Origin of the sequence: Neorhizobium sp. DAR64860/K0K1 (assembly GCF_050500205.1) — a bacterium.
GTDB lineage: Bacteria > Pseudomonadota > Alphaproteobacteria > Rhizobiales > Rhizobiaceae > Neorhizobium > Neorhizobium soli.
This window is the reverse complement of the sequence record NZ_CP191459.1, coordinates 2,941,849-2,964,125: the sequence shown is the minus strand read 5'-3', so window position 1 is coordinate 2,964,125 and position 22,277 is coordinate 2,941,849. Positions and strand designations below refer to the sequence as shown.

General features: G+C 61.3%; 23 protein-coding genes. 12 read left to right on the top strand and 11 right to left on the bottom strand.

The features are described 5' to 3' along the window. Positions 1 to 99: 99 nt before the first annotated feature. The 4 genes from dapD to ACQY1J_RS18870 are packed head-to-tail and all read left to right on the top strand — an operon-like array spanning position 100 to position 3,421. A complete protein-coding gene (dapD, locus tag ACQY1J_RS18885) occupies positions 100 to 960 on the top strand; it encodes a 2,3,4,5-tetrahydropyridine-2,6-dicarboxylate N-succinyltransferase (protein ID WP_113166991.1) in 861 nt (286 codons plus the stop codon). Positions 961 to 975: 15 nt separating this feature from the next. After that, complete coding sequence (gene dapE, locus ACQY1J_RS18880; RefSeq protein ID WP_430250557.1) at positions 976 to 2,172, top strand: succinyl-diaminopimelate desuccinylase; 1,197 nt, start codon at positions 976 to 978, stop codon at positions 2,170 to 2,172. Further along, a complete protein-coding gene (locus ACQY1J_RS18875; protein WP_430250556.1) occupies positions 2,156 to 2,776 on the top strand; it encodes a hypothetical protein in 621 nt (206 codons plus the stop codon). The genes dapE and ACQY1J_RS18875 overlap by 17 nt, the downstream gene beginning before the upstream one ends. Positions 2,777 to 2,824: 48 nt before the next feature. Next, a complete protein-coding gene (locus tag ACQY1J_RS18870; protein ID WP_430250555.1) occupies positions 2,825 to 3,421 on the top strand; it encodes a hypothetical protein in 597 nt (198 codons plus the stop codon). Here ACQY1J_RS18870 and truA read toward each other — a convergent pair. The 3 genes from truA to def are packed head-to-tail and all read right to left on the bottom strand — an operon-like array spanning position 3,409 to position 5,683. Then, the gene (truA, locus tag ACQY1J_RS18865) at positions 3,409 to 4,173 is read right to left on the bottom strand and encodes a tRNA pseudouridine(38-40) synthase TruA (RefSeq protein WP_430250554.1); all 765 of its coding nucleotides are present in this window, start codon (positions 4,171 to 4,173) and stop codon (positions 3,409 to 3,411) included. The two genes, ACQY1J_RS18870 and truA, sit on opposite strands and share 13 nt — an antisense overlap. Beyond that, positions 4,173 to 5,108 carry a methionyl-tRNA formyltransferase gene (gene fmt, locus ACQY1J_RS18860; RefSeq protein ID WP_430250553.1) on the bottom strand — a complete coding sequence of 312 codons (936 nt, stop codon included), beginning with the start codon at positions 5,106 to 5,108 and terminating at the stop codon, positions 4,173 to 4,175. The genes truA and fmt overlap by 1 nt, the downstream gene beginning before the upstream one ends. A 59-nt stretch (positions 5,109 to 5,167) precedes the next feature. Then, positions 5,168 to 5,683: a peptide deformylase gene (def, locus tag ACQY1J_RS18855; RefSeq protein ID WP_062578892.1), complete on the bottom strand. Its 516-nt coding sequence runs from the start codon at positions 5,681 to 5,683 to the stop codon at positions 5,168 to 5,170. Positions 5,684 to 5,888: 205 nt separating this feature from the next. On the opposite strand from def, the gene ACQY1J_RS18850 reads away from it, so the two are divergent. Together ACQY1J_RS18850 and ACQY1J_RS18845 are read left to right on the top strand one after the other, a co-directional pair. Next, complete coding sequence (locus ACQY1J_RS18850) at positions 5,889 to 7,001, top strand: DNA recombination protein RmuC (RefSeq protein WP_430252000.1); 1,113 nt, start codon at positions 5,889 to 5,891, stop codon at positions 6,999 to 7,001. Between the two features lie 49 nt (positions 7,002 to 7,050). Then, positions 7,051 to 7,953, top strand: coding sequence for a ribokinase (locus ACQY1J_RS18845; protein WP_430250552.1), 903 nt, complete (start codon positions 7,051 to 7,053; stop codon positions 7,951 to 7,953). 94 nt (positions 7,954 to 8,047) lie between these two features. Here the strand turns inward: ACQY1J_RS18845 and ACQY1J_RS18840 are convergent, their stop codons facing one another. Next, entirely contained in the window at positions 8,048 to 8,776 is a 729-nt protein-coding gene (locus tag ACQY1J_RS18840) for an EF-hand domain-containing protein (RefSeq protein WP_062453979.1), read from the bottom strand. 105 nt (positions 8,777 to 8,881) lie between these two features. Next, the gene (locus tag ACQY1J_RS18835) at positions 8,882 to 9,595 is read right to left on the bottom strand and encodes a pyrimidine 5'-nucleotidase (protein ID WP_184654148.1); all 714 of its coding nucleotides are present in this window, start codon (positions 9,593 to 9,595) and stop codon (positions 8,882 to 8,884) included. Positions 9,596 to 9,702: 107 nt separating this feature from the next. Between ACQY1J_RS18835 and ACQY1J_RS18830 the strand changes: the two genes are divergently transcribed. Continuing rightward, positions 9,703 to 10,605, top strand: a complete 903-nt coding sequence (locus tag ACQY1J_RS18830) for a DMT family transporter (protein WP_430250551.1) — start codon at positions 9,703 to 9,705, stop codon at positions 10,603 to 10,605. Positions 10,606 to 10,626: 21 nt separating this feature from the next. On the opposite strand, the gene argB is transcribed toward ACQY1J_RS18830, so the two are convergent. Next, the gene (gene argB, locus ACQY1J_RS18825; protein WP_062578904.1) at positions 10,627 to 11,514 is read right to left on the bottom strand and encodes an acetylglutamate kinase; all 888 of its coding nucleotides are present in this window, start codon (positions 11,512 to 11,514) and stop codon (positions 10,627 to 10,629) included. A 142-nt stretch (positions 11,515 to 11,656) separates the two neighbouring features. On the opposite strand from argB, the gene ACQY1J_RS18820 reads away from it, so the two are divergent. From ACQY1J_RS18820 to ACQY1J_RS18810, 3 genes are all read left to right on the top strand, one after another. Next, positions 11,657 to 12,196 (top strand): sigma-70 family RNA polymerase sigma factor, encoded by a 540-nt coding sequence (locus tag ACQY1J_RS18820; RefSeq protein WP_062454914.1) that lies wholly within the window; start codon positions 11,657 to 11,659, stop codon positions 12,194 to 12,196. Then, entirely contained in the window at positions 12,193 to 12,933 is a 741-nt protein-coding gene (locus ACQY1J_RS18815; protein WP_430250550.1) for an anti-sigma factor, read from the top strand. The genes ACQY1J_RS18820 and ACQY1J_RS18815 overlap by 4 nt, the downstream gene beginning before the upstream one ends. Before the next feature lie 170 nt (positions 12,934 to 13,103). After that, positions 13,104 to 13,661 carry a fasciclin domain-containing protein gene (locus ACQY1J_RS18810; protein ID WP_062453974.1) on the top strand — a complete coding sequence of 186 codons (558 nt, stop codon included), beginning with the start codon at positions 13,104 to 13,106 and terminating at the stop codon, positions 13,659 to 13,661. An 82-nt stretch (positions 13,662 to 13,743) separates the two neighbouring features. On the opposite strand, the gene yihA is transcribed toward ACQY1J_RS18810, so the two are convergent. The 5 genes from yihA to rpmH all read right to left on the bottom strand — a co-directional run bounded on the left by yihA (position 13,744) and on the right by rpmH (position 17,966). Continuing rightward, the gene (gene yihA, locus ACQY1J_RS18805) at positions 13,744 to 14,397 is read right to left on the bottom strand and encodes a ribosome biogenesis GTP-binding protein YihA/YsxC (RefSeq protein ID WP_062453973.1); all 654 of its coding nucleotides are present in this window, start codon (positions 14,395 to 14,397) and stop codon (positions 13,744 to 13,746) included. 58 nt (positions 14,398 to 14,455) lie between these two features. Beyond that, entirely contained in the window at positions 14,456 to 15,412 is a 957-nt protein-coding gene (locus ACQY1J_RS18800; protein ID WP_082476190.1) for a DMT family transporter, read from the bottom strand. Between the two features lie 193 nt (positions 15,413 to 15,605). Next, positions 15,606 to 17,414, bottom strand: a complete 1,809-nt coding sequence (gene yidC / locus ACQY1J_RS18795; protein ID WP_062453972.1) for a membrane protein insertase YidC — start codon at positions 17,412 to 17,414, stop codon at positions 15,606 to 15,608. Next, positions 17,414 to 17,806, bottom strand: coding sequence for a ribonuclease P protein component (gene rnpA, locus ACQY1J_RS18790; RefSeq protein ID WP_062453971.1), 393 nt, complete (start codon positions 17,804 to 17,806; stop codon positions 17,414 to 17,416). Before rnpA ends, yidC begins: the two co-directional genes overlap by 1 nt. Before the next feature lie 25 nt (positions 17,807 to 17,831). After that, positions 17,832 to 17,966, bottom strand: a complete 135-nt coding sequence (gene rpmH / locus ACQY1J_RS18785) for a 50S ribosomal protein L34 (protein ID WP_062578914.1) — start codon at positions 17,964 to 17,966, stop codon at positions 17,832 to 17,834. A 484-nt stretch (positions 17,967 to 18,450) separates the two neighbouring features. Between rpmH and ACQY1J_RS18780 the strand changes: the two genes are divergently transcribed. Both ACQY1J_RS18780 and ACQY1J_RS18775 read left to right on the top strand, forming a co-directional pair. Further along, positions 18,451 to 20,487 carry a methyl-accepting chemotaxis protein gene (locus tag ACQY1J_RS18780; RefSeq protein ID WP_062453970.1) on the top strand — a complete coding sequence of 679 codons (2,037 nt, stop codon included), beginning with the start codon at positions 18,451 to 18,453 and terminating at the stop codon, positions 20,485 to 20,487. Positions 20,488 to 20,693: 206 nt separating this feature from the next. Continuing rightward, positions 20,694 to 22,214, top strand: a complete 1,521-nt coding sequence (locus tag ACQY1J_RS18775) for an ATP-binding protein (protein WP_430250549.1) — start codon at positions 20,694 to 20,696, stop codon at positions 22,212 to 22,214. Positions 22,215 to 22,277: the final 63 nt, after the last annotated feature.

Sequence of the window (22,277 nt, the reverse complement as noted above, 5' to 3'; positions counted from 1 at the left end):
GCCGGTCGCTTAGAGCAATTGGCACCATTTGGCCAGCCACACGGCTGTGTCCCGGGCCTTTGCGGCCATCACGATATCGACGACGACGAAGGATTCTCCATGAGCAGCGCAGACCTCTCCTCCCTCGAAAAGACGATCGAAACCGCGTTCGACAACCGCGACAGCGTGACGATCTCGACCAAGGGAGAGATCCGCGATGCCGTAGAGCAGTCGCTGAACCTGCTCGATGCCGGCGAGGCGCGTGTGGCCGTGCGCGGCGAGGATGGCAGCTGGACCGTCAATCAGTGGCTAAAGAAGGCGGTTCTTCTGTCCTTCCGTCTCAACGACATGGAAGTCGTCAAGGGTGGCCCCGGCGCCTCCACCTGGTGGGACAAGGTTCCCTCGAAGTTCGAAGGCTGGGGCGAGAACCAGTTCCGCTCGGCCGGTTTCCGCGCGGTGCCGAACGCTGTCGTGCGCCGCTCGGCCTATATCGGCAAGAACGTCGTGCTGATGCCATCCTTCGTCAATCTCGGCGCCTATGTCGATGAAGGCACGATGGTCGATACCTGGGCAACCGTCGGCTCCTGCGCACAGATCGGCAAGAACGTGCACCTGTCCGGCGGCGTCGGCATTGGCGGCGTGCTGGAGCCGATGCAGGCCGGCCCGACCATCATCGAAGACAATTGCTTTATCGGCGCCCGTTCGGAAGTCGTCGAAGGCTGCATCATTCGCGAAGGCTCGGTCCTCGGAATGGGCGTCTACATCGGCAAGTCGACCAAGATCGTCAATCGCGCCACCGGCGAAGTCTCGTTCGGCGAAGTACCGCCTTACTCGGTCGTCGTTGCCGGCTCGATGCCGTCAGGCAATGCCACGATGCCGAACGGCCTGGCCGCACCGCATCTCTATTGCGCTGTCATCGTCAAGACGGTCGATGAGAAGACCCGCTCCAAGACCGGTATCAACGAACTGCTGCGCGACTAACCGAAGGCAATCCCGATGTCCGCTGTCGATCCGATCGCAAACCTGCGGGACCTCATCCGCTGCCCGTCCGTCACGCCCGCCGAAGGCGGCGCATTGTCGGCGCTTGAGGCGATGCTTTCGCCGCTCGGCTTTACCGTCGAGCGGATGGTGGCGACCGAGCCCGGCATGCCCGACATCGAGAACCTCTACGCGCGGCTTGGAACGACCGGTCCGCATCTGATGTTTGCCGGCCACACGGATGTGGTGCCGGTCGGCGACGAGGCATCTTGGAGCCATCCGCCGTTTTCCGCCGAGATCGAAGATGGAGAGATGTTCGGACGCGGCGCCGTCGATATGAAGGGTGGCATTGCCTGCTTTGCCGCAGCCGTTGCCCGTCATATCGAACAGCACGGCGCACCGCAGGGCTCGATCTCCTTCCTCATCACCGGCGACGAGGAAGGCCCGGCCGTCAACGGTACCGAGAAACTGCTGAAATGGGCAGCCGACAAGGGCGAGCGCTGGGATGCCTGCCTGGTCGGCGAACCGACCAATCCGGATGTGCTTGGCGACATGATCAAGATCGGCCGCCGCGGCTCCGTCTCCGGCAAGGTTACGGTCCATGGCGTTCAGGGCCACGCTGCCTATCCGCATCTTGCGGACAACGCCGTGCGCGGGCTGCTACCCCTGGCGCATGCCCTGATGCACCCGCGATTCGACGAAGGCACACCGGAATTCCCGGCCTCCAACCTCGAAGTCACCACGGTCGATATCGGTAACCCGGCCACCAATGTCGTGCCTGCCAAGGCGAGTTTTGCCTTCAACATCCGCTTCAACGACACCTGGACGGCCGAAACCGTTCAGGCCGAGATCCTGCGCCGTCTCGATGCGGCCGCAGGCGACCAGACGCTGCGTCCCGGTCGCGACAAGGTCCGTTACGAGATCGTCTGGGCCGAGCGACCGAGCCACGTCTTTTTGACCCGCAACAACGCGTTGATCAGTTCGCTCTCCGGCGCCGTCGAGGCCGTGACGGGCAGGGTGCCGGCGCTGTCGACCACCGGCGGCACATCCGATGCGCGTTTCATCAAGGATTACTGCCCGGTCGTGGAGTTCGGCCTCGTCGGCCAGACCATGCACATGGTGGATGAGCGTGTCGCGATCGCCGACCTCGAAACACTGACGCAGATCTACGGAACCTTCCTCTCCCGCTGGTTCGGCGATGCTGCCGTTTCATGACGTCAGGCACCACTTAAGTGGCCTCTGGCTTCTGATCCGCGGCGATGCGCGCGGCCTCAGCGCCTTCGACATTTCCGACCAAGGCGTTGCCCGGTCCTTCCTTGCGATCCTGTGGTGCCTACCCGCGATCGTCGCGGGATGGATGTTCAAGCGTGCCGAATATGCGCAGGCGCATCCCCGCGGCGGTGACGGTGTCCTCGCATTCGCCGGAAAGATGTTTCTGGTGGAGATCGCGCAGTGGATCGTTCCGGTTCTCGCCATCTGCCTCGTCGCTGTCGCCTTCGGACTGCGACCGCTGCTGCGCACGCTGATCGTGACGCGCAACTGGTTCACGGTGCCACTGGTCTATGCGTCTTACGTGACGGCATTTCCGGTCAGCCTTGCGCTGGGCAGCCTGTTCGGTGCGGGCCTCGTTTACCGATATGGATTGCTTGCCGTCATGCTCGCCGTTCTCGTCGGTGCAGTTCTTCTCTACTGGCGGCTCCTGACGACGGTTGTCGGCGGTTCCCCATGGTTGCGGGCTTCGCTGCTCGGGTTCACCGTGTTGACCGAACTGGTCGTCGTGTCCTGGCTGGAGACAAGCCTTGGAGTGACGGTCGCATGATTGCCCACCGCGGACATTCTTCCCGCATTCCCAATCCAAGAGGTGCCGATGCCCAGCTACGCTGAAGTCCGGTTTTACGTGTCCGGCATCTGGCTGCTGATCAAGGGCGATGAGCAAGGGTTCAAACAGCTCGATCTTACCGATCGCGGCCTGCTGCGCTCCTTCTGGGCCTTTGTCTGGTGCCTGCCGGCGATGTTCGTCACCTGGGCCTGGTGGCGGATGATGTTTCTGCAGGCAATGCCGCCGGGCACGAAGACCGGTGGCCTGTTCTTCTTCCGGCTCGGCATGCTGGAGGCGATCGACTGGATCCTGCCGCTCATTCTGGTGGGCATCGTCTGCGCGCTGTTCGGGCTCGGCCAGAAATTCCCGACGATGGTGATCGTGGTCAACTGGCTGTCCGTGCCGTTTGCCTACGCCTATGCGGTTCTGGCGGCAGCCTTCATCCTGCCTGTGGGCATGACCGGGTTTCTGGCGCTCCTGCATCTGTCGCTGCTGGTTGCAGTCGTCGTCGCGCTGACGCGGGTGATGCGCATGCTTTGCGGCCCGCAGCCGCTGCTGGTGACGGCACTGGTGATGGTGCTGATCGTGCCGGACATGCTTCTGTCCGAGATGCTGCAGCGGTTTCTCGGCGTCTACCCTTCCTGACGGTCGTCGGGATAATCCACCTTCATGAAATAGAGGCCATCCGGCGGTGCCACAGGACCGCAGCGCTTGCGGTCGCGCGCCTCGAGCGCTGCCCGAACGTCTTCAGGCGTGACATTGCCTTGTCCGGCGATCTTCAGCGTACCCGCAAACGAGCGGATCTGGTTGTGCAGAAAGCTCTGGGCCGAGGCGCGGATCTCGATCAGATCGCCTGAGCGCGTCACGTCCAGCCGATCGAGCGTCCGGACCGGGCTTTTCGCCTGGCAGTGGGTGGAGCGGAAGGTGGTAAAATCGTGATGCCCGACCAGCATCTGGGCTGCGGCATGCATCGCCTCGTGGTCGAGAGGTTTTGACACCCACCACGCCCGGTTCGCCTCGAGCGCCAAGGGAGAAGGGCGGTTGAGGATGCGGTAGAGGTAATGCCGCTTGGTGGCCGAGAACCGCGCATCGAAGGTCTCGTCGACGAGGCTGACATCGATGACCGAAACCTTTTCCGATGCCGTCATCAGATAGGCGTTGACGGCGTTGCGCAGCTTGTACGGCACCCACTCGCGGGAAAGATCCGTATGAACCGTCTGGCCCCAGGCATGTACGCCTGAATCGGTGCGCCCTGCGCCACGGACCGATACGGTCTCGCCGGTCAGCTTCAGGATCGCTTTCTGCAGCGCGGCCTGCACCGAATGACCGTTGTCCTGCATCTGCCAGCCCACATAGGACGTGCCGTCATATTCGACGATCATCTTGTAACGCGGCATCAGGCCACCCGCATTCCGGCCGTGATCGCCGTGCCACGCAGGAAATCGGCCGCATCCAGCGCCTTGCCGCCGGCCTTCTGCAGCCGCGTCAGGCAAACGGTGCCATCACCGCAGGCGATCGTCAGGTGGTCGTCCAGCACCGTGCCGGCGTCTCCCTGCCCGGAGCCCATTGCGGACGAGAGAACCTTGATCCGTTCCGGCTTTCCGTTGATCTCGGCCTCGAACCAGGCGCCCGGAAACGGAGAGAGCCCGCGGATATGGTTGTGAACGTCGCGCGCCGGTCTCGAGAAATCGATGCGAGTTTCGACCTTGTCGATCTTCGACGCGTAGAGCACGCCGTCAGCAGACTGCGGTGTCAGCGGCAGGTCGCCGGCTTCGAGCTTCTCCATCGCCTCGACCATGGCGCGGGCGCCCGTCAGCATCAGCCGGTCATGCAACTCGCCTGCGGTCATGGCCTCGCCGATCTCGACTTCCCGGGTAAGCGCGACCGGGCCGGTATCGAGGCCCTTTTCCATCTGCATCACCATCATGCCGGTCTTTGCATCGCCAGCCATGATGGCGCGCTGGATCGGGGCAGCTCCGCGCCAGCGCGGCAGCAGCGAAGCATGGCCGTTGTAGCAGCCGAGCCGCGTGCCTGTGAGGATCGCCTCAGGCAGAAGCAGGCCATAGGCGACGACGACGGCGACATCTGCCTTGAAGGACCTGAAGGTCTCGCGGTCTTCCTCGCTTTTGAAATTGAGCGGTGTCAGCACCGGAATGCCGAGCAGTTCCGCCGCCTGATGCACTGGCGACTTGACGAGATCGAGCCCGCGGCGCCCGCCGGGACGCGGCGGCTGGCTATAGACCGCGACGATCTCGTGACCGGCCTGCTTCAAGTTCTGCAGTGTCGGCACGGAAAATTCCGGTGTGCCCATGAAGATGATGCGAAGAGACATGGACCTTTTCGCGCCCGCAAGGAACGCGCCTTCAAACCGAGAGTGCCTGCAAGCGATCGCTAGACCGCCTTTGCCTTGGCAGCCTTGGTGAACCTCTTGACCACCATTTCGCGCTTCAGCCGCGATATATGGTCGATGAACAGCACGCCGTCCAGATGGTCGATCTCGTGCTGAAGGCAGGTGGCGAGCAGGCCATCGGCCTCGATCACGTGTTCCTTGCCGTCGCGACCGATATGCTTGACCGTCACGGAGGCCGGGCGCTCCACCTCGGCATAGTATTCCGGGATGGAAAGGCAGCCTTCCTCATACACCGATCGCTCGTCCGATGAGCGGATAATCTCCGGATTGATCACGACGATCGGGTTCTTCTCGTCTTCCTCGCGCGACACGTCGACCACGAGAATGCGGCGGGCAACGCCGATCTGGATCCCGGCAAGGCCGATGCCCGGAGCGTCGTACATGGTTTCCAGCATGTCGTCCGCGAGCTTCAAAAGTGCGTCGTCCACCCGTTCGAAAGGCTTGGACACCTGACGCAGGAGCGGATCTGGGAGAATGATAAGCGGCTTGATCGTCATGGCGATCCCATAACCTATCTTTTTCGCCGATGGAACAGCCCCGGATCGCCGTTTTCGATCAATGTTCCCGTTTTGATCTTTCCAATCCGCGGTTTTCTGCTAGCTTGCCGCCATGAATGACCTGTTCACCGAGATTTCCCGTTTTCTGGAGAGCCAGCACCCACTGGTGCTGATGGCTGCTTCGTGCATCTTCGGCATGCTTCTCATGTTGTTTCTCATGCGCCTTTCCGGAGGGAATAGCCGTCAGGCGGAAGACGCAGAGGCCCGTATGGGCGAACTGATGCGGATGCAGGGGGAAATGCAGGGCAGGCTTTCGGCGATGGGCGAAACGCTCGCGGCACGTCAGGTCGAACTCAGCCAGGTCGTCGGCCAGCGGCTTGATGGCATGACCCACCGGATCGGCGCAACCATCACCGAGCAGACCAGATCCACCCATGACAACCTGCGCCAGTTGCAGGAGCGCCTGGCCGTCATCGATGCTGCGCAGAACAACATTCAGAGCCTTGCCAAGGATGTCGTCGGATTGCAGGCGATCCTCTCCAACAAGCAGACGCGCGGCGCCTTCGGTCAGGGTCGGATGGAAGCGATCGTTTCCGACGGCCTGCCGATGGGTGCCTTCGAATTCCAGAAGACCCTGTCGAACGGGTCGAGACCGGATTGCGTGATCCGCATGCCGAACGGCTTGCCACCTTTGGTCATCGACGCGAAATTTCCGCTGGAGGCATGGAATGCCTTTCGCGAATCGGCTGCACCCGAAGCGCGACGGGCCGCATCCCAGCAATTCCGTCGCGACATGGAAGTCCACATCCGTGATGTCTCGGAGAAATACCTGATCGCCGGAGAAACGCAGGACACCGCTTTTCTGTTCGTGCCGTCCGAATCGATCTTTGCCGAGATCCACGAGCATTTCGAGAGCGTGATCCAGAAGGCGCAGCGCGCGAGGATCGTCATCGTCTCGCCGTCGCTGCTGATGCTGTCGATCCAGGTCATCCAGGCCGTGCTGAAAGACCAGCGCATGCGCGAACAGGCGCATCTGATCCAGGGCGAGGTGGCCTTGCTGATGGAGGATCTCGGTCGCCTCGACGAGCGGACCCGCAAGCTGCAATCGCATTTTTTCGCAGCCCAGAAGGATGTCGAACAGATCGTGACGTCAACAGAGAAGCTCGGCCGGCGCGGCGCACGGATCGAAGCGCTCGAACTGGAAGCACCAGTGGCCGCCCCGATACCCCACGCTGGACCAACCCCCGCAGTTCCGGCATCCGGCGCAGTCGAGAGCCGCACCGGTTCGCTGCGCTTGAGGGTAGTTGACGAGGACTGATCCTCTCGGGCAGTGTCAGCCCGCATTTCACAAAACAGACAGGCACAGCATGATTACCGTCTTCGGCTCCATCAACATGGATCTCATCGCAACGACGGAGCGGTTGCCGGGGCCGGGCGAAACGGTTGTGGGGTCAACCTTTGCGACGGCCTCCGGCGGCAAGGGTGCGAACCAGGCACTGGCCGCCCGCCGCTCAGGCAGCGACGTGCGCATGGTCGGCGCTGTCGGAAACGACGGTTTTGCAGACCCGGCGCTGGCTTTGCTCCAGGCATCCGGAACCGATCTTTCAGCAGTCACGACGACGAGTACCTCGACCGGCACAGCGCTGATCCTGGTGGGCGATGACAGCGGCGAGAACATGATCGCCGTCGTGCCCGGTGCCAATGGCACGATCGGCGAGGCGCAGGCGCAGGGCGCGGTGGAGGCCATGTCTCCATCCGACACGTTGATGCTGCAGCTCGAGATCCCGCCGGCAGCCGTCGAGGCCGCACTCCGTGCAGCAAAGGCGAAGGGCATCCGGACGATGATCAACACTGCGCCGCTGACGGCCGATGCGGTTCGACTATCCGGCCTCGCCGATATCGTCGTCGCCAACGAGACCGAATTCGACCTTCTCGCAGGTTGCACGATCAGCGACGCCCAAGCGCGCGAAGAAGTTTTGCGCCGCCTTCACAGTGAGACCGGCCAGACGTTCGTGGTCACGCTCGGTAGCGAAGGTGTCGTTGCCATGCTTGATGGTGAAATCCTGTCGGCCAAGGGCCTGAAGATCGAGCCTGTGGACACGGTGGGCGCCGGCGATACGTTCTGCGGCTATCTGGCTGCAAGTCTCGATCAGGGGATAGGCTTTGCAGATGCCTTGCGGCGCGCAGCCGTTGCGGGCTCGCTCGCATGCCTTCAGAGAGGCGCTCAGCCGTCTATCCCTGAGGTATCGGCCGTTGAGGCGCGGCTCTGACACGTTTCTGACAGTTGATACGACTGGACCCGCCTCCCGGAAGGGAAGGCGGGTCCATCAGACGACTACCGGTCTAGTTCAGGGGGGCGTAGAACTAGAGGGGGCGGTCCGGCAGGTCGTCGATCGTGATCTGTCCGTCCTTGTTCGTGTCCATGCGGGCGAACAGCTTTTCGGTGGCAGCAGCGGCTTCTTCCTTGCTGATCTTGCGATCGCGGTTCTCGTCGATCATGCGGAACATGCCGGGGCCCATCATACCGTCGCCAGGTCCACCCCTCGGACCGCGATCGCGGCGAGCTTCCCGGCGCTCATGCCGGTCGTGGTGGCGGTCACGGGCCTGTTCGCGGTCGGCACGTGGTCCGTCAGCCTTAGGGCCCTCAGCCTTAGGGCCTTCACCCTCGGGTCCTTCTGCCATCGGGCCGTCTGCATCCGGGCCTTCGTCCTCAGCCTCTTCAGGCGTCGGCGGCGGGTTGTTCTTGCGGAACTCGGCCATCTTGTTGTCACGGAAATCAACCATTTCACCGCGGGTTATGGACCCGTCCTTGTTGAGGTCGATCTCGGCGAAAAGCGCTTCCTGGCGAGCGGTCAGCTCTTCCTTGGAAATCTTGCCGTCCTTGTTCGTATCCGCCTGCTTGAGAAGGCGAACGAACATTACATCCTGCATCATCGCAGCGCGTGGACCGCCATGCGGGCCGCCGTCAGGGCCTCCGCGCCGACCTTCATGGTGGCGTGGTCCGTCAGGGCCTGGTGCAGCGAAGGCGGGGATGGCTGCGCCAGCGATAAGAGCAGCGCTCAGGCTTGCCAAAACTATCTTCTTCGCGATCATCGAGTGGTCCTTTCCGGTTGCTTCGATAGCCTGAAGATAGGATCGGCAACTGGTCAAAACCACTTAAACATCTGTAATGTAGATGAACTTTTGGTAAGGCGCGGCCTACGCGAATTTGAGGCCTGACAGGAATGCGGTGAGATCGTCGGTGACGTAATCGATGTGATCGTCCTCGTCGGAAAACTTTTCCCAGCGCTCAATGACGACAGTATCGAGGTTGCGCGGCACCAGCAGCACCGTGCGCATGCCGAGCGCTTTCGGCGCGACGAGGTTGCGGGGCAAGTCCTCGAACATCACGGCATTCTTCGTATCGACCGTGTGGAGGGCCGCAAACTTATCGTAGGTCTCGCCGGCGGGCTTGGGCAGGTAACCGGCGGCGACGATATCGAAGATGTCGTCGAAATCGTCGAGAATGCCGAGAGCGCGGGCAGCCGCCTGCGCATGCGGCACGCTGCCATTGGTAAAGATGAACTTGCGGCCGGGAAGCGCCCGGATTGCCGCGCCCAGTTCCGGATGCGGCAACAGCGCCGAGTAGTCGATCGCATGCGCCTGTTCGAGAAACCCGTCCGGATCGATACCGTGGTTCAGCATCAGGCCCTGCAGCGTCGTGCCATGCTCGTGATAATACTGCTTCTGCAGCCGCTTGGCCTCGTCATGCTCCAGTTGCAGCAATTCCTGCACATAGGCCGTCATGTTCTTGTCGATCTGCGAAAACAGATTGACGTGATGCGGGTAGAGCGTGTTGTCGAGATCGAAAACCCAGTCACGGATGTTTGCGAAATCGGCGGCGTCGGGGGCAGTCTTCGGCGTCTTGTCCATAGCCGTGTTATGCCAGCGTTTGAACGGGGAAGAAAATCCGCCCCTACGAACATTTACACGCCGCGCCGACCTTGGCCGGTCGTGACCCTGCGTGATACCGCCTTGGGATGGAACTTTGGATCCCCATCACCATCGCTGCCGCTTTTTGTCAGAATTTGCGGTCAGCGCTTCAGAAGCATCTGCAAGGCTCGCTCGGAACCCGCGGCGCAAGCTTCGTGCGCTTCGGCTACGGATTTCCGCTCGCCGTCATCTACGTGCTCGTTCTGCATTTCGGTGTGGGCTATGCATTGCCCAGCCCGGATCTTGAGTTCGTCTTCTGGGTCGTGCTCGGCGGGCTTGCGCAGATATTCGCGACCATGCTTCTGGTCTATCTGTTTTCGCTAAGGAATTTCGCGGTCGGCACCGCCTATTCGAAGACCGAGCCGGTGCAGGCGGCGATTTTCGGCTTTATCATTCTGGGCGACAAACTGACCACCGGCGGCATAGTGGCGATCATCGTCGGGGTGATCGGGGTGATGCTGATCTCGATGGCCAATCTACCGCTCTCGTGGCGCAATCTCGGCACCGCCATGGTCGGCAGGATCGCGCTGATCGGCATGGCCTCGGGCGGCCTCTTCGCCATCGCCTCGATTTCCTTCCGATCCGCGTCGCTGTCGCTCAACGGACCCAATTCGATCATGCAGGCCGCCGTCACGCTGACATGCGTCACGATATTCCAGACCGTTTTCATGCTGATCTGGATGTTGTGGAAGGACAAGCGAGAGATCGTCCAGGTCGCGCGCACCTGGCGCTCCTCGGCGCTTGTGGGGCTCGCTGGCGTTGTCGGCTCCGCCTGCTGGTTCACGGCGATGACGCTGCAGCAGGTGGCCTATGTGAAGGCGCTCGGCCAGATCGAACTGATCTTCACCTTCGCATCGTCGTATTTCCTGTTCCACGAACGGCTGAACCGCATGGAACTGTCGGGCTGCCTGCTGATCGTCTGCGGCATCCTCGGCCTTCTGATGTCCTGAAGGCCGAGTTCTTGCTGCTCATCAGGGAACGATCAGCGTGCCCGCACCGTGTTCGGTGAAGATCTCGAGCAGAACCGAATGTGCGGTCTTGCCATTGAGGATGACGACGCCCTGCACGCCCGCGCGGATCGCCTCGATGCAGGTTTCGACCTTGGGGATCATACCGCCGGAGATCGTGCCGTCCTTGATCAGCGCCTGTGCCTGCGCGACGGTCAGTTCCTTAATCAGGTTCTTGTCGCGGTCGAGCACGCCTGGAACGTCCGTGAGGAACAAGAGGCGGGTGGCGTGCAGCGCGCCGGCAATGGCGCCCGCGAACGTATCGGCATTGATGTTGTAGGTCGCGCCGTCGCGGCCGGGTGCCACGGGGGCGATGACCGGGATCATCTCGGACTTGGCGAGCAGGTCGAGCAGCGTCCGGTCGACTTCGACCACCTCGCCGACGAAGCCGAGGTCGAGGACGCGCTCGATGTGGCTATCAGGGTCGATGATGGTCTTCTTGGCCTTTTCGGCAAACACCATGTTGCCGTCCTTGCCGCAGAGACCGATCGCCCATTCGCCGGTCTGATTGATCAGCGCGACGATTTCCTTGTTGATCGATCCGGCCAGGACCATCTCGACGATCTCGACCGTCTTTGCGTCGGTGACGCGAAGCCCGCCCTCAAATTTCGATTCGATGCCCATCTTGGTCAGCATCGCACCGATCTGCGGGCCGCCGCCATGAACGACGATCGGGTTGACGCCGGACTGCTTGAGAAGCGCGATATCGGCCGCGAAAGCCTTGCCCAGAGCCATATCGCCCATTGCATGGCCGCCGTATTTGACCACGATCGTCTTGTTCTCGTAGCGCTGCATATAGGGCAGCGCCTGTGCCAGAAGTTGTGCCTGAAGTTCGCTTTCCGAAGCCGTCATGGAAATACCTCTGGGGAAATGTGTGGGGCCTTTTAACGCATGTTTTTGACAGATCAAATAATTCATGAGCAAAATTACGGTCAGGCGTGTATGTGGCGGCGATGCGTTGCGTCTTATGCCGCATGGGGAGGCTTTGGTTTTGGTGAGTGATCGCGAGATTGCCGAATTGATCGGCCGCGTAGGACTGCGCGACCGGACGGCATTCACAAAGCTTTATTCCGGCGTTTCGCCGAAACTATTCGCAGTCTGCCTGCGTATCCTGAAGGATAGGGCCGAATCAGAAGATGCCCTGCAGGAGATTTTCGTGCGGATATGGCAGAGAGCCGATCGGTTTGCCCCTTCGGGAACAAGCGCAGCCGGTTGGCTCGTCGCAATCGCCCGAAACCATTCGATCGACCGCCTTCGCGCCCGCCGGCCCGTGACGGACGCTCTGGAAGACAGGACGGATATCGCCGACCTCGGTCCTGATCCGGAGGAGGCGTCGGTGATGCGCGGTGAAGGAAGGCGCATTGACAGCTGCATGCAGGAGCTCGATCCTGACCGCGCAGGGGCGGTCAAAAGCGCCTATGTCGAAGGCCTGACCTATCAGGAACTGGCGGAACGCCATGGCGTGCCGCTGAATACGATGCGAACCTGGCTGAGGCGCAGCCTTCTCAAGCTGAGGGAGTGCCTGGACCGATGACGACACCAGACCAAAGCGAAAACGATCGCTCCCGCGACCAGCTTCTGGCTGGCGAATATGTACTCGGGGTCCTGCCGCTTGACCAGCGCCGCCGCGTCGAGGATCGCATCGTCCGTGATGCGGCCTTTGCGGCCATGGTGATGCGCTGGCAGGAAAACCTGTCTTCCGACCTCGATGCGGAATACGGCGAGGAACGTCCGCCGAAAGGCGTTTACGCCAGGATCGAAAAGCGCGTCTTCGCCCAGAACGGTTTCGGAAACGAGCTGGCACGCGGTGGATGGTGGAACTCGCTGCTTTTGTGGCGCGGCCTGTCATTCGCCTCGATTGCCCTTTTGGTGACATACGCGTCCTTGTCGACGGGCTGGATCGGCGCTCCTGTGGGTGGCTCTGCGCCAGGCAAGCAACTGGTCGCCGAGATGAGCGGCGAGGGCAATGCGTTCGGCCTGAGGGCGCGGTATGACGGTGCCAGCGGTCGCTTGCAGCTGACGCCCGTTGCAGCAACGACGGCGGAACGCCGCTCGCTCGAACTGTGGCTTGTCCCCGGCAGCGGTGAAGAGGCAATCTCGCTCGGTATCCTGCCGGAAAGCGGCAGCGACACGATCGAAGTGCCGGCCGGGCATCGCAAGCGTGTCGAGAACGGCGCGTCCTTCGCCGTCAGCCTTGAACCATTGGGCGGCTCGCCGACCGGTCACCGGACCGGGCCGGTTCTCGCCGTCGGAAAGATCCGGGATCTCTAATTAAGGGATGCTAAATCAAAGGCATAGCGGATTTCTGTCTTCGCGTCGCCAGCCTTTGAAACTCTTCCCGCTTTCCTCTCGTCTCTAGCCATGTCCCCACAGAGGGAAAGCCGGACCTGGGAGGCGCCTTCAGCGCCGGGGTCGTTCAGGCTGTAGAGAGGAAGAGAACAATGTTTAAATCCGCAATCCGCCTTGCCGCATGCGCCGCAATCCTGTCCGCCTCCGTTGCCGGCGCCTACGCCGCAAACCCGAAGGTCGGTGGCGCTGCCATGTATGAAGACAAGAACATCGTCGAGAATGCCATGAACTCCAAGGATCACACGACGCTGGTCGCCGCCGTGAAGGCTGCGGGCCTCGTCGAGACCCTGCAGGGCAAAGGTCCGTTCACCGTGTTCGCGCCCACCAACGAAGCCTTCGCCGCGCTGCCGAAGGGCACCGTCGAAACCCTGTTGAAGCCGGAAAACAAGGCACAGCTGACCAAGATCCTTACCTGCCACGTCGTGGCCGCGAACGCCATGTCGACCGCGATCGAAAAGATGATCAAGGACGACAAGGGCACGCATGACGTCAAGACCGTCGGCGGCTGCGTTCTGAAGGCCAAGGAAAGCATGGGCAAGATCACGCTCACCGACGAAACCGGTGGTGTGGCCACTGTGACGATCGCCGACGTCAAGCAGTCGAACGGCGTCATTCACGTCATCGACAAGGTTCTGCTGCCGAAGATGTAACGGCTGACCAAAGCAGGTCGAAGCGTCGCATAAAGATCCGGTCGCCCGTCACAGGCGGCCGGATTTTTTCGTTTCGGGAGATTTACCGGCCGATGGTCTTCATGATCTCGGCGCGCAGCTCGTCCAGGCCGCGGCCTTTCTCAGACGATGTCGACAGCACTTCCGGATAGGCAGCGGGCCGCTTGCGGATCTTTTCGAGCGTCTCGGCAATCAGCCTCGGAACCGCAGGATCCTTGATCTTGTCCGTCTTGGTCAAGACGATCTGATAGGAGACGGCGGCCTTGTCGAGGAGGTCGAGCACGTCCTCGTCGTTCTTCTTGATGCCATGGCGGCTGTCGATCAGCACATAGACGCGCTGCAGCGTGGCACGGCCACGCAGGTAATCGAACACGAGCTTCGTCCAGGCATCGACGTTTTCTTTCGGCGCCTGCGCATAGCCGTAGCCGGGCATGTCAACCAGCGCCATCGGCGGCAGGTCGCCTGCCTGGCCGGAATAGCCGTCGGGCACGAAATAGTTCAGTTCCTGTGTGCGGCCCGGCGTGTTGGATGTGCGCGCCAGCCCCTTGTAGCCCACGAGCGCATTGATCAGCGAGGACTTGCCGACATTCGAGCGTCCGGCAAACGCGATCTCAAGCGGTCCTTCCGGCGGCAGAAACTCCATCGAGGGCACGCCGCGGATAAAGATCCACGCGCGGCCGAACAGCGTCTTTTCCTCGGAATTATGGTCTGCGGCCATGGTCTCGTCGTCCTGTCTTCAATTCAAGGACATCGCTTCCGGGTTTTAGCCCCATATGTCAAGCGTTCGACCGGTTCTGTCTCTTCTGGCGACGAAACTCGAAGGTCAGATGGGTGATGAGCGCGGCAAGGATCAGCACCCCGCCCGCGATCGTGCGCGGTGCCGGGATCTCGCCGTGGATCACGGCGACCCAGACGGGCCCGAGAACGGTTTCACCAGTGCCGAGCAGGGCAGCCAGCGCTGAGGGGATAAGCCGCGCACCGGTGACGAACAGTGCCATGCCGAGCCCGAGATTGAGCGCACCGAAGATGAAGAGAATACCGAGTTCGCCCGGGGTGACCGCGAGGTTCGAAGACATCGTCAGCGCGATCATGCCGGCTGCAAAGCATCCGAAGCAGGTGGCGGGTGTCATCCGCACATGCGGGTAACGGCGGGTGATGACGGTCGCCAGCGCAAACACCAGCGGAATGATCAGCGCCAGACCGTCTCCGAGCGGCGAGACCTTTCCGGTAAACGAGGACGATACCATGATGCCGACACCGACGATCACGGTGCCGATCGCAAGCCAGGTAACGCCCGATATGCGCTCGCCGTAAAACAGCCAGACCATCAGTGCCGCAAACAGCGGCACACCGGCACCGAGCAGCACCACATTGGCGACGGTCGTATACTGGATCGATATGATAAAGCAGGTGGACGCCACCATGAAGCAGAGGCCGACCGAAAGGCCCGGCCAGCCCATGCTGCGAAACAGCGCCACCGTGCCGCGCGGCCCGTCGCGCAGCAGCATGAAGGCGAGCAGGAACAGGGTGCCGAACAGGCTGCGCCAGAACACGATCGTCCAGCTGTCGGGGATATCGAGAAAGCGGGCGATCGCACCGCCGAAACTCCAGGCAAAAGCAGAGCCGAAGACGAGCAGGGCGCCGATACGGTATTCCGAGCCGGGAAGGCTCGCGGGGATCGTGCCGGCCAAGGGTGGACCCGGTGGGGTGGGCGGCGGGAAGGGCGCGGGCATGGGACTGTTCCGGTTGCTGGAGCAATTCCAGCGTCAGCATGTTCTACTCTGCTTGCGGAACTTGCCTCGGGCAACCTAGCGCCGGCCCAAAGGCGGGACTGATCCACCCACGTCAGCCAATGTCGCTTTCCGCTCGCTAGGCTCTCAATCGGCCAAAGAAAAACCCCGGCGAACCGGGGTTTCTGAAGAATAGCTATTTGGACGCCGCGGGCTTTCGTTTGAACAGCCCCTTCATGTTGTCGAACAGCTCGATCTTGGCGCCGTGGCGCTTCATGATCAGGGCCTGCTGCGACACCGAAAGCGTGTTGTTCCATGCCCAGTAGATCACGAGACCGGCCGGGAAGGACGCCAGCATGTAGGTGAAGACCAGCGGCATCCAGGTAAAGATCATCGCCTGTGTCGGATCCGGCGGCGTCGGGTTCATGCGCATCTGGATGAACATCGTGATGCCCATGATGATAGGCCAGACGCCGATCATCAAGAAATGCGGGACGTCGTAAGGCAGAAGACCGAACAGGTTGAACAGCGATGTCGGGTCCGGCGCGGAAAGGTCCTGGATCCAGCCGAAGAAGGGCGCATGTCGCATTTCGATGGTGGTGTAGATCACCTTGTAGAGCGCAAAGAAGACAGGGATCTGCAGCACCACCGGCCAGCAACCGGCGATCGGGTTGATCTTTTCCTCCTTGTAGAGCGCCATCATCGCCTGCTGAAGGGCCATGCGGTCATCACCGTGCTTGGCCTTCAGCTCTTCCATCCGCGGCTGCATGCGCTTCATGTTGGCCATGGAGGCATACTGCTTGCTCGCCAGCGGGAAGAAGAGCAGCTTGACGACGACGGTTGTCAAAAGGATTGCCACGCCGAAATTGCCCACGTGACGGAAGAAGAAGTCCATCAGTTTGAACATTGGCTTGGTGATGAAGTAGAACCAGCCCCAGTCGATGACGAGATCGAAATGCGGGATCTTGAGCTGCTCGACATACTGGTCGATCAGCGGAACTTCCTTGGCGCCGGCAAACACGAGGCTCTTCAGCTCTGTCGACTGGCCGGGAGCGATCGAAAGCGCGTCGCCCTTGTAATCCGCCTGGTAACGCGGCTGGCCGTCGGTGAAATGCGTGAAGCGGGATTCGAACGGCATCGCCTGTGGCGGCACGATCGTCGAGGCCCAGTATTTGTCGGTAATGCCGAGCCAGCCGCCGGTCGCCTTCGTGTTGGCGACAGCCTCTTCCTCGATATTGTGATAGGTATGTTCGCTGAGACTGCCGTCTGCACCGAGAACGCCGATGAAGCCTTCGTGGATGACCCAGACGGACGGCGTTGCCGGCTTGTTGTAACGGGTCACGCGGCCATAGGAGGAGATCGAAACCGGCTCTTGGGTCGGGTTGTCGATCTTGTCGTTGACCGTGATCATGTAGTGTTCGTCGATCGCGATGGTGCGGTTGAAGACGATGCCCTTGTCGTTCGTGAACGACAGCGTCACGGGCGTTTCGCGCGTCAGCCGGTCGCCGCCAGCAAGCGTCCACCGCGTGCCGGAACCGGGTACGGTGCCGCTGGTGTCGCTGCCGATGTAGCCAAGCTCAGTGAAATAGCCGTCTCTGGTATCGGCCGGGGAGAATAGCGTGATGATCGGGCTCTTGTCGTCGACCGTCTCATGATATTCGCGAAGCTTCAGATCGTCGAAGCGAGCGCCGACCAGGTTGATGGAGCCGGAAACGGCCGCGGTCTCGATCGCAACGCGCGGAGACTTTGCAAGCGCCTCTTCGCGGGTAGCCGTCGCCTGCGCCTGGTTTGCGCCAGGAAGGTTGCCGGTCGAGGTTGCAGCGCCCGGGCTTTCCGGCGTGAAGTTCTGTCCGGCCTGCTCGGTGGTCTGCTGCTGCTGCGCAAGCCGTGCTTCGTCGGCGCGCTGCTGAGCTTCCATCCTCGGGTTCATATAGAGGAACTGCCAGGCAAGGACGATCATCACAGAAAGTGCGATCGCGATGAAGTAATTGCGGTTTTTTTCCATCATGCTTTCCTGGAAAGGGTCTCCTCGGACCGCTTCGATTTCGGCAGGCTTTCGATGCGCTCGATGAGCTGTGCCGTCATGTCTGCAAACGGGGTCTTGAGGACCTCCCTCCGCGCGACAATGACATAGTCGTGTCCGTTCTTCATTGCAAATGCGGCTGAGTGCCGAACCGCCTCTTTCAGGCGGCGGCGCATGCGGTTTCGTTCAACCGCGTTGCCATGCTTCTTGGTAACAGTAAATCCGACCCGCGGCGCTTCGTCCGGCTGATGTCGATCAAGGACTTCCAGAAGGAAAGTCCGGCCGCGTCGGGTTTCACCCTTTCGCACAGCAAGGAACTGCGGCCGGCTTTTCAGCCGCCCGGCAGTCTTCTTGTTCGTAGGTTCGGTCGTCATCGCCCGCTATCCGGGCATCCCGGCGTTAAGCCGAGAGACGAGCGCGGCCACGTGAGCGGCGAGCGGCAAGAACCTTCTGGCCACCCTTGGTTGCCATACGGGCGCGGAAGCCGTGACGACGCTTGCGAACAAGCTTGGACGGCTGGTAGGTACGCTTCATTTTTTTAATACCGCGGTGTGCGGCCCTTCTTGAAGTTTGCTTCGTTAAAAGCAAGAGCGTTTAGGAAACGTTCGGGCGCCGGCCGCAGTGCGACTGTGAGCCTTGTGAACGTGCGCGGCTTATAAGGGGAAGAGGCGCGAAAAGTCAATCGCAGCACCGCGATTGCGCTCGGTTCCGGGCAAGTGTCTGATGAAACTGGCTGGATTCTGGATGTCGCGTTAACGCTTGTGTCCACACGGGCTTTCCATGTCCTGTAAGCCTGACGGATGAAAACCGTGCTTTCCCGGAGTAGACCCCATGTATTTTCGTGGATTCGGGAGACTTCAGTCAGTTGCGAGGCAGCGCTAGACTAAGCAGGCGCTCACTAATTGAGCTTTTGATCATCAACAAATGTTAATCTCTCAGTGCTATTTCTCGCACCATCAAGATGTAGGGGTTTAGGGCCCTCCGCATTTTTCAATTTGTCGCTTCGGGGGAATGCATTGTGAAGATAAGAGCCAAGATCAACATGCTCGTTGGTGTGATGAGCGTTGTAACCTGTGTCATCGGTGGCATATCGCTCTTCGCAGTCCAGAAATACAATCAACAGACTAGAGACTATGCTGCTGTTGCGCAGCGCGTGTACCAGGGTGAGCATCTTAACCGCATGGTGACGGCCGTTGTTATGGATGCGCGGGGCGTCTATGCAGCCAAGGACGCAGCAAGCGCCAAGCCGTTCGGCGATGGTATCATGAAATCGCTTGCCGAAATCGAGAAGCTCATCGCCGCTTGGGGGCCGACCGTCCCGGCGGAGGAGAAGGAAATCTTCGACAAACTCGTCGCGCGCTTCCAGGAATTTAAGGCCTTCCGCTCCGAGACTGCGCGTCTCGGCCAGGCCGAAGGGCCACAGGCCGCCAACGTTCAGGGCAATAACGACGCCAATCGCGCCAACCGCAAGGCTTACCAGGAGCAGATCGACGCAATCGTCAAGATCGACCAGGCGGCGATGGACAAGCTCAGCGCCGAAATCGACGGCTTTGGCGACATGATCTTCTACAGCGTGCTCGGTGCTACCCTGCTGGGTGTGATGGGTGGTCTTGCATTCGGCATTTCGCTCGGTCGCAAGCAGATAAGCCAGCCGATTCTCGAGCTTACGTCTTCGATGAAGCAACTGGCCACCGGCGACTACGCTGCAGCTGTGCCCTTTGCCGGCCGTGCCGACGAGATCGGAGACATGGCCGAGGCCGTCGGCGTGTTCAAGAAGAACGGCCTCGAGGTGGCGCGGATGAGCGGTGCCGAAGCTGAGATGCGATCGAAGAACGATGATCTTCAGGCGCGCATGGCCAACGTCGTCGGCGCAGCGGTCGAAGGTGATTTTTCGCGGCGCATCGACAAGCAGTGGGGCGATGAAAACCTCGACAGGTTCGCACGCAATGTCGATCAGCTTGTCTCAAGTGTCGATGCAGGCGTGGCGGAAACGCGCCGTGTCATCGGCAGCTTGGCGGAAGGCAAGTTCGACGACAGCATGGCCGGCCATTTCAAGGGCGCCTTTGCCGAACTTCAGCAGAACGTTAATGCGACGATGGACACGCTGCGTGGCACCATGCGCAACATCCGTGCCGGAACGGGCGCGATGAACGACGGGGCATCCGAACTCAGTTCGGCTGTCAACGATCTCTCCAAGCGCACCGAGCAGCAGGCAGCGGCTCTGGAAGAAACCTCGGCGGCACTCGACGAGATCACGGCCGTGGTGAAGACCTCGACCGAGCGGGCCACCGAGGCGACCGTGATGGTGAGCGAAGCCAAGACCAGTGCCGTGCAGTCCGGTGAGGTGGTGCGCAGCGCGGTCGACGCCATGGGCCGTATCGAGCAGGCATCGCGCGAGATTGCCCAGATTACCAACGTGATCGACGAGATTGCCTTCCAGACCAACCTCCTGGCGCTCAACGCCGGTGTCGAGGCAGCTCGTGCGGGTGAAGCCGGCAAGGGATTTGCCGTCGTCGCACAGGAAGTGCGCGAACTGGCGCAGCGGTCGGCCAGTGCGGCCAAGGATATCAAGGCGCTGATCGGCAAGTCCGGTGACGAAGTGGCGGCCGGCGTGCGGCTCGTCCAGAACACCGGCCATGCCCTGTCCGACATTGAATCCCGCGTCATCAGCATCAACGATCACATCAACTCGATCGCCGTTGCATCGCGCGAGCAGGCGACCGGCTTGGCGGAGATCAACAGCGCCATCAACCAGATGGATCAGGTGACGCAGCAAAATGCCGCGATGGTGGAAGAAACATCCGCCGCGACCTCGAGGCTTTCCGGTGAAGCGGACAATCTTTTCGCACTCGTATCCAAGTTCCGGATCGACGGCGAATCGTCGGGTCATCGTGCGCCCGTCGCGGTCGCTTCCGGTTCTGCCACTGCAAGAACACCGGCGGCCCGCGTGTCCCCGGTCAAGACCATGACCAAATCGATCGCCCGCGCCTTTGGCGGCGGATCCGCCGCTGCGGCAGCGGCGCCGTCGGCAAGCGCGGACTGGGAAGAATTCTGAGCCGAACCACCCGTGCAAGCGAACAGGGGCCCAGGTGGTATCGTCCATCCGGGCCCTTTGTTTTTGTCGGTTCTGTCGTGCTTCAATCTAGCCCAGGAAACGCTCCAAGGCCGACTTCCGGTTGGGGGGTGGAAAAAATGCGCCAGAAAGCTAGAATATGCAGATGATTGCAGCCACCACCGAACGGCTGGACAGGCGAGATAACGATGACGAGCCACATGGATGATGCGGCCGAAACTCCAAAGCAGGAGCAATCGGCGCAGACCGGAACAGCCTCCAGGGCGTCTGCCGAGCAGATGCCGCAGCTTTTCCGTGGGCTCTCCGGTCGTCTTCTCTGGCTGACGATCGTCTTCGTGATGCTGGCAGAAATCCTGATCTTCATGCCGTCGGTTGCCGGCATGCGGATGAACTGGCTGCGTGACCGGCTGGATACTGCCGCTGCGGCCGGGATTGTCATCGACGGACTTCAACCGGCGGAACTGCCCCGCGCCGTGCAGGACGATACGCTGCTTGCCACGGGTACCAAGGTGATCGCGCTGCGCAAGGACGGGACCTCGCGTCTGCTGGCCGCAGTCGACGTGCCGCCGCAGATCGACGTGCAATATGATCTGACCGATACGCCGCTTTTGGTGACAATGCGCGATGCGCTGGACACGCTGTTTCTCGGCGGCGGCCGCGTGATGCGCATCTACGGCCCGATCGGCGAAAGCGACATGATCATCGAGCTCGTGATGACCGATGACGCTCTGCGCAAGGATATGCTGAAATACGCGAAGATGATGTTTCTCCTGTCGCTGCTGATTTCGATCATCACGGCAGTTCTCATCTTCCTCGCCATCAACCGCATGATGATCCTGCCGATCCGGCGCCTGACGAAAAGCATGCAGAAATTTTCTGAGCAGCCGGAAGATCCTGCGCGTGTGTTTACTGCCGACCGGTCTCGTGGCGAGCTCGCCGTTGCCGGCCGGCATTTGTCGGCCATGCAGACGGAGCTGCAGCGGACGCTGAAACAACAGCGCAACCTGGCCGATCTCGGTCTCGCCGTCTCCAAGATCAACCACGACATGCGCAACATCCTTGCGTCAGCGCAGCTGATGTCGGACCGCCTGACCGATGTCGAAGATCCGATGGTGCGCAGCTTCGCACCAAAACTGTTGCGCACGATCGACCGCGCAGTCGGCTACACGACCGAAGTGCTGGCTTACGGGCAGGCCTCGGAAGCCGCGCCGAAGCGGCGCAGGATTCTGCTCGCCGAACTTTTCCAGGAAGTCCGCGACATCCTGGCCATCGATCCTGATGCCGGCATCGAATTTCACGATCAGATCGCCGTCGATCTCGAGGTCGATTGCGACAGCGAACAGATCTTCCGGGTGATCCACAACCTCTGCCGCAACGCGCTGCAGGCGCTGGTGACGTTCGAGCCGGACGACAAGTCGATTGCGCGCCGCATAACGGTCTCAGCCCACAGGGTCGGCAGCGTCGTCAGCATCATGATCGACGACACCGGCCCCGGCATGCCCCGCAAGGCCCGCGAGAACCTGTTCTCGGCCTTCCGCGGTTCGGCCCGGTCCGGCGGCACGGGTCTTGGCCTGGTGATCGCACGCGAGCTTGTCCTTGCCCATGGCGGCACGATTGCGCTGGTGGAAAAGCCGACCGAGGGTACTCAGTTCCGCATCGAAATTCCCGACCGTCCCGTATCACTGGACGACTACCGCGCCCGCGCCTGATCGCAAAATCACGCAAATTCAGGGGCTTGCGAACTATTCGACATGAAAATGACAGTCGCTGAC

Coding starts and splice junctions, on each gene's coding strand:
- dapD (WP_113166991.1), top strand. CDS start 100: ATGAGCAGCGCAGACCTCTCCTCCCTCGAAAAGACGATCGAAACCGCG.
- yihA (WP_062453973.1), bottom strand. CDS start 14,397: ATGGCCGCAGACCATAATTCCGAGGAAAAGACGCTGTTCGGCCGCGCG.
- fmt (WP_430250553.1), bottom strand. CDS start 5,108: ATGTCTCTTCGCATCATCTTCATGGGCACACCGGAATTTTCCGTGCCG.
- ACQY1J_RS18845 (WP_430250552.1), top strand. CDS start 7,051: ATGATTACCGTCTTCGGCTCCATCAACATGGATCTCATCGCAACGACG.
- ACQY1J_RS18830 (WP_430250551.1), top strand. CDS start 9,703: ATGGAACTTTGGATCCCCATCACCATCGCTGCCGCTTTTTGTCAGAAT.
- ACQY1J_RS18870 (WP_430250555.1), top strand. CDS start 2,825: ATGCCCAGCTACGCTGAAGTCCGGTTTTACGTGTCCGGCATCTGGCTG.
- ACQY1J_RS18875 (WP_430250556.1), top strand. CDS start 2,156: ATGCTGCCGTTTCATGACGTCAGGCACCACTTAAGTGGCCTCTGGCTT.
- ACQY1J_RS18840 (WP_062453979.1), bottom strand. CDS start 8,776: ATGATCGCGAAGAAGATAGTTTTGGCAAGCCTGAGCGCTGCTCTTATC.
- ACQY1J_RS18815 (WP_430250550.1), top strand. CDS start 12,193: ATGACGACACCAGACCAAAGCGAAAACGATCGCTCCCGCGACCAGCTT.
- truA (WP_430250554.1), bottom strand. CDS start 4,173: ATGCCGCGTTACAAGATGATCGTCGAATATGACGGCACGTCCTATGTG.
- rpmH (WP_062578914.1), bottom strand. CDS start 17,966: ATGAAGCGTACCTACCAGCCGTCCAAGCTTGTTCGCAAGCGTCGTCAC.
- dapE (WP_430250557.1), top strand. CDS start 976: ATGTCCGCTGTCGATCCGATCGCAAACCTGCGGGACCTCATCCGCTGC.
- ACQY1J_RS18850 (WP_430252000.1), top strand. CDS start 5,889: ATGTTGTTTCTCATGCGCCTTTCCGGAGGGAATAGCCGTCAGGCGGAA.
- yidC (WP_062453972.1), bottom strand. CDS start 17,414: ATGGAAAAAAACCGCAATTACTTCATCGCGATCGCACTTTCTGTGATG.
- ACQY1J_RS18810 (WP_062453974.1), top strand. CDS start 13,104: ATGTTTAAATCCGCAATCCGCCTTGCCGCATGCGCCGCAATCCTGTCC.
- ACQY1J_RS18800 (WP_082476190.1), bottom strand. CDS start 15,412: ATGCCCGCGCCCTTCCCGCCGCCCACCCCACCGGGTCCACCCTTGGCC.
- ACQY1J_RS18775 (WP_430250549.1), top strand. CDS start 20,694: ATGACGAGCCACATGGATGATGCGGCCGAAACTCCAAAGCAGGAGCAA.
- ACQY1J_RS18835 (WP_184654148.1), bottom strand. CDS start 9,595: ATGGACAAGACGCCGAAGACTGCCCCCGACGCCGCCGATTTCGCAAAC.
- def (WP_062578892.1), bottom strand. CDS start 5,683: ATGACGATCAAGCCGCTTATCATTCTCCCAGATCCGCTCCTGCGTCAG.
- rnpA (WP_062453971.1), bottom strand. CDS start 17,806: ATGACGACCGAACCTACGAACAAGAAGACTGCCGGGCGGCTGAAAAGC.
- argB (WP_062578904.1), bottom strand. CDS start 11,514: ATGACGGCTTCGGAAAGCGAACTTCAGGCACAACTTCTGGCACAGGCG.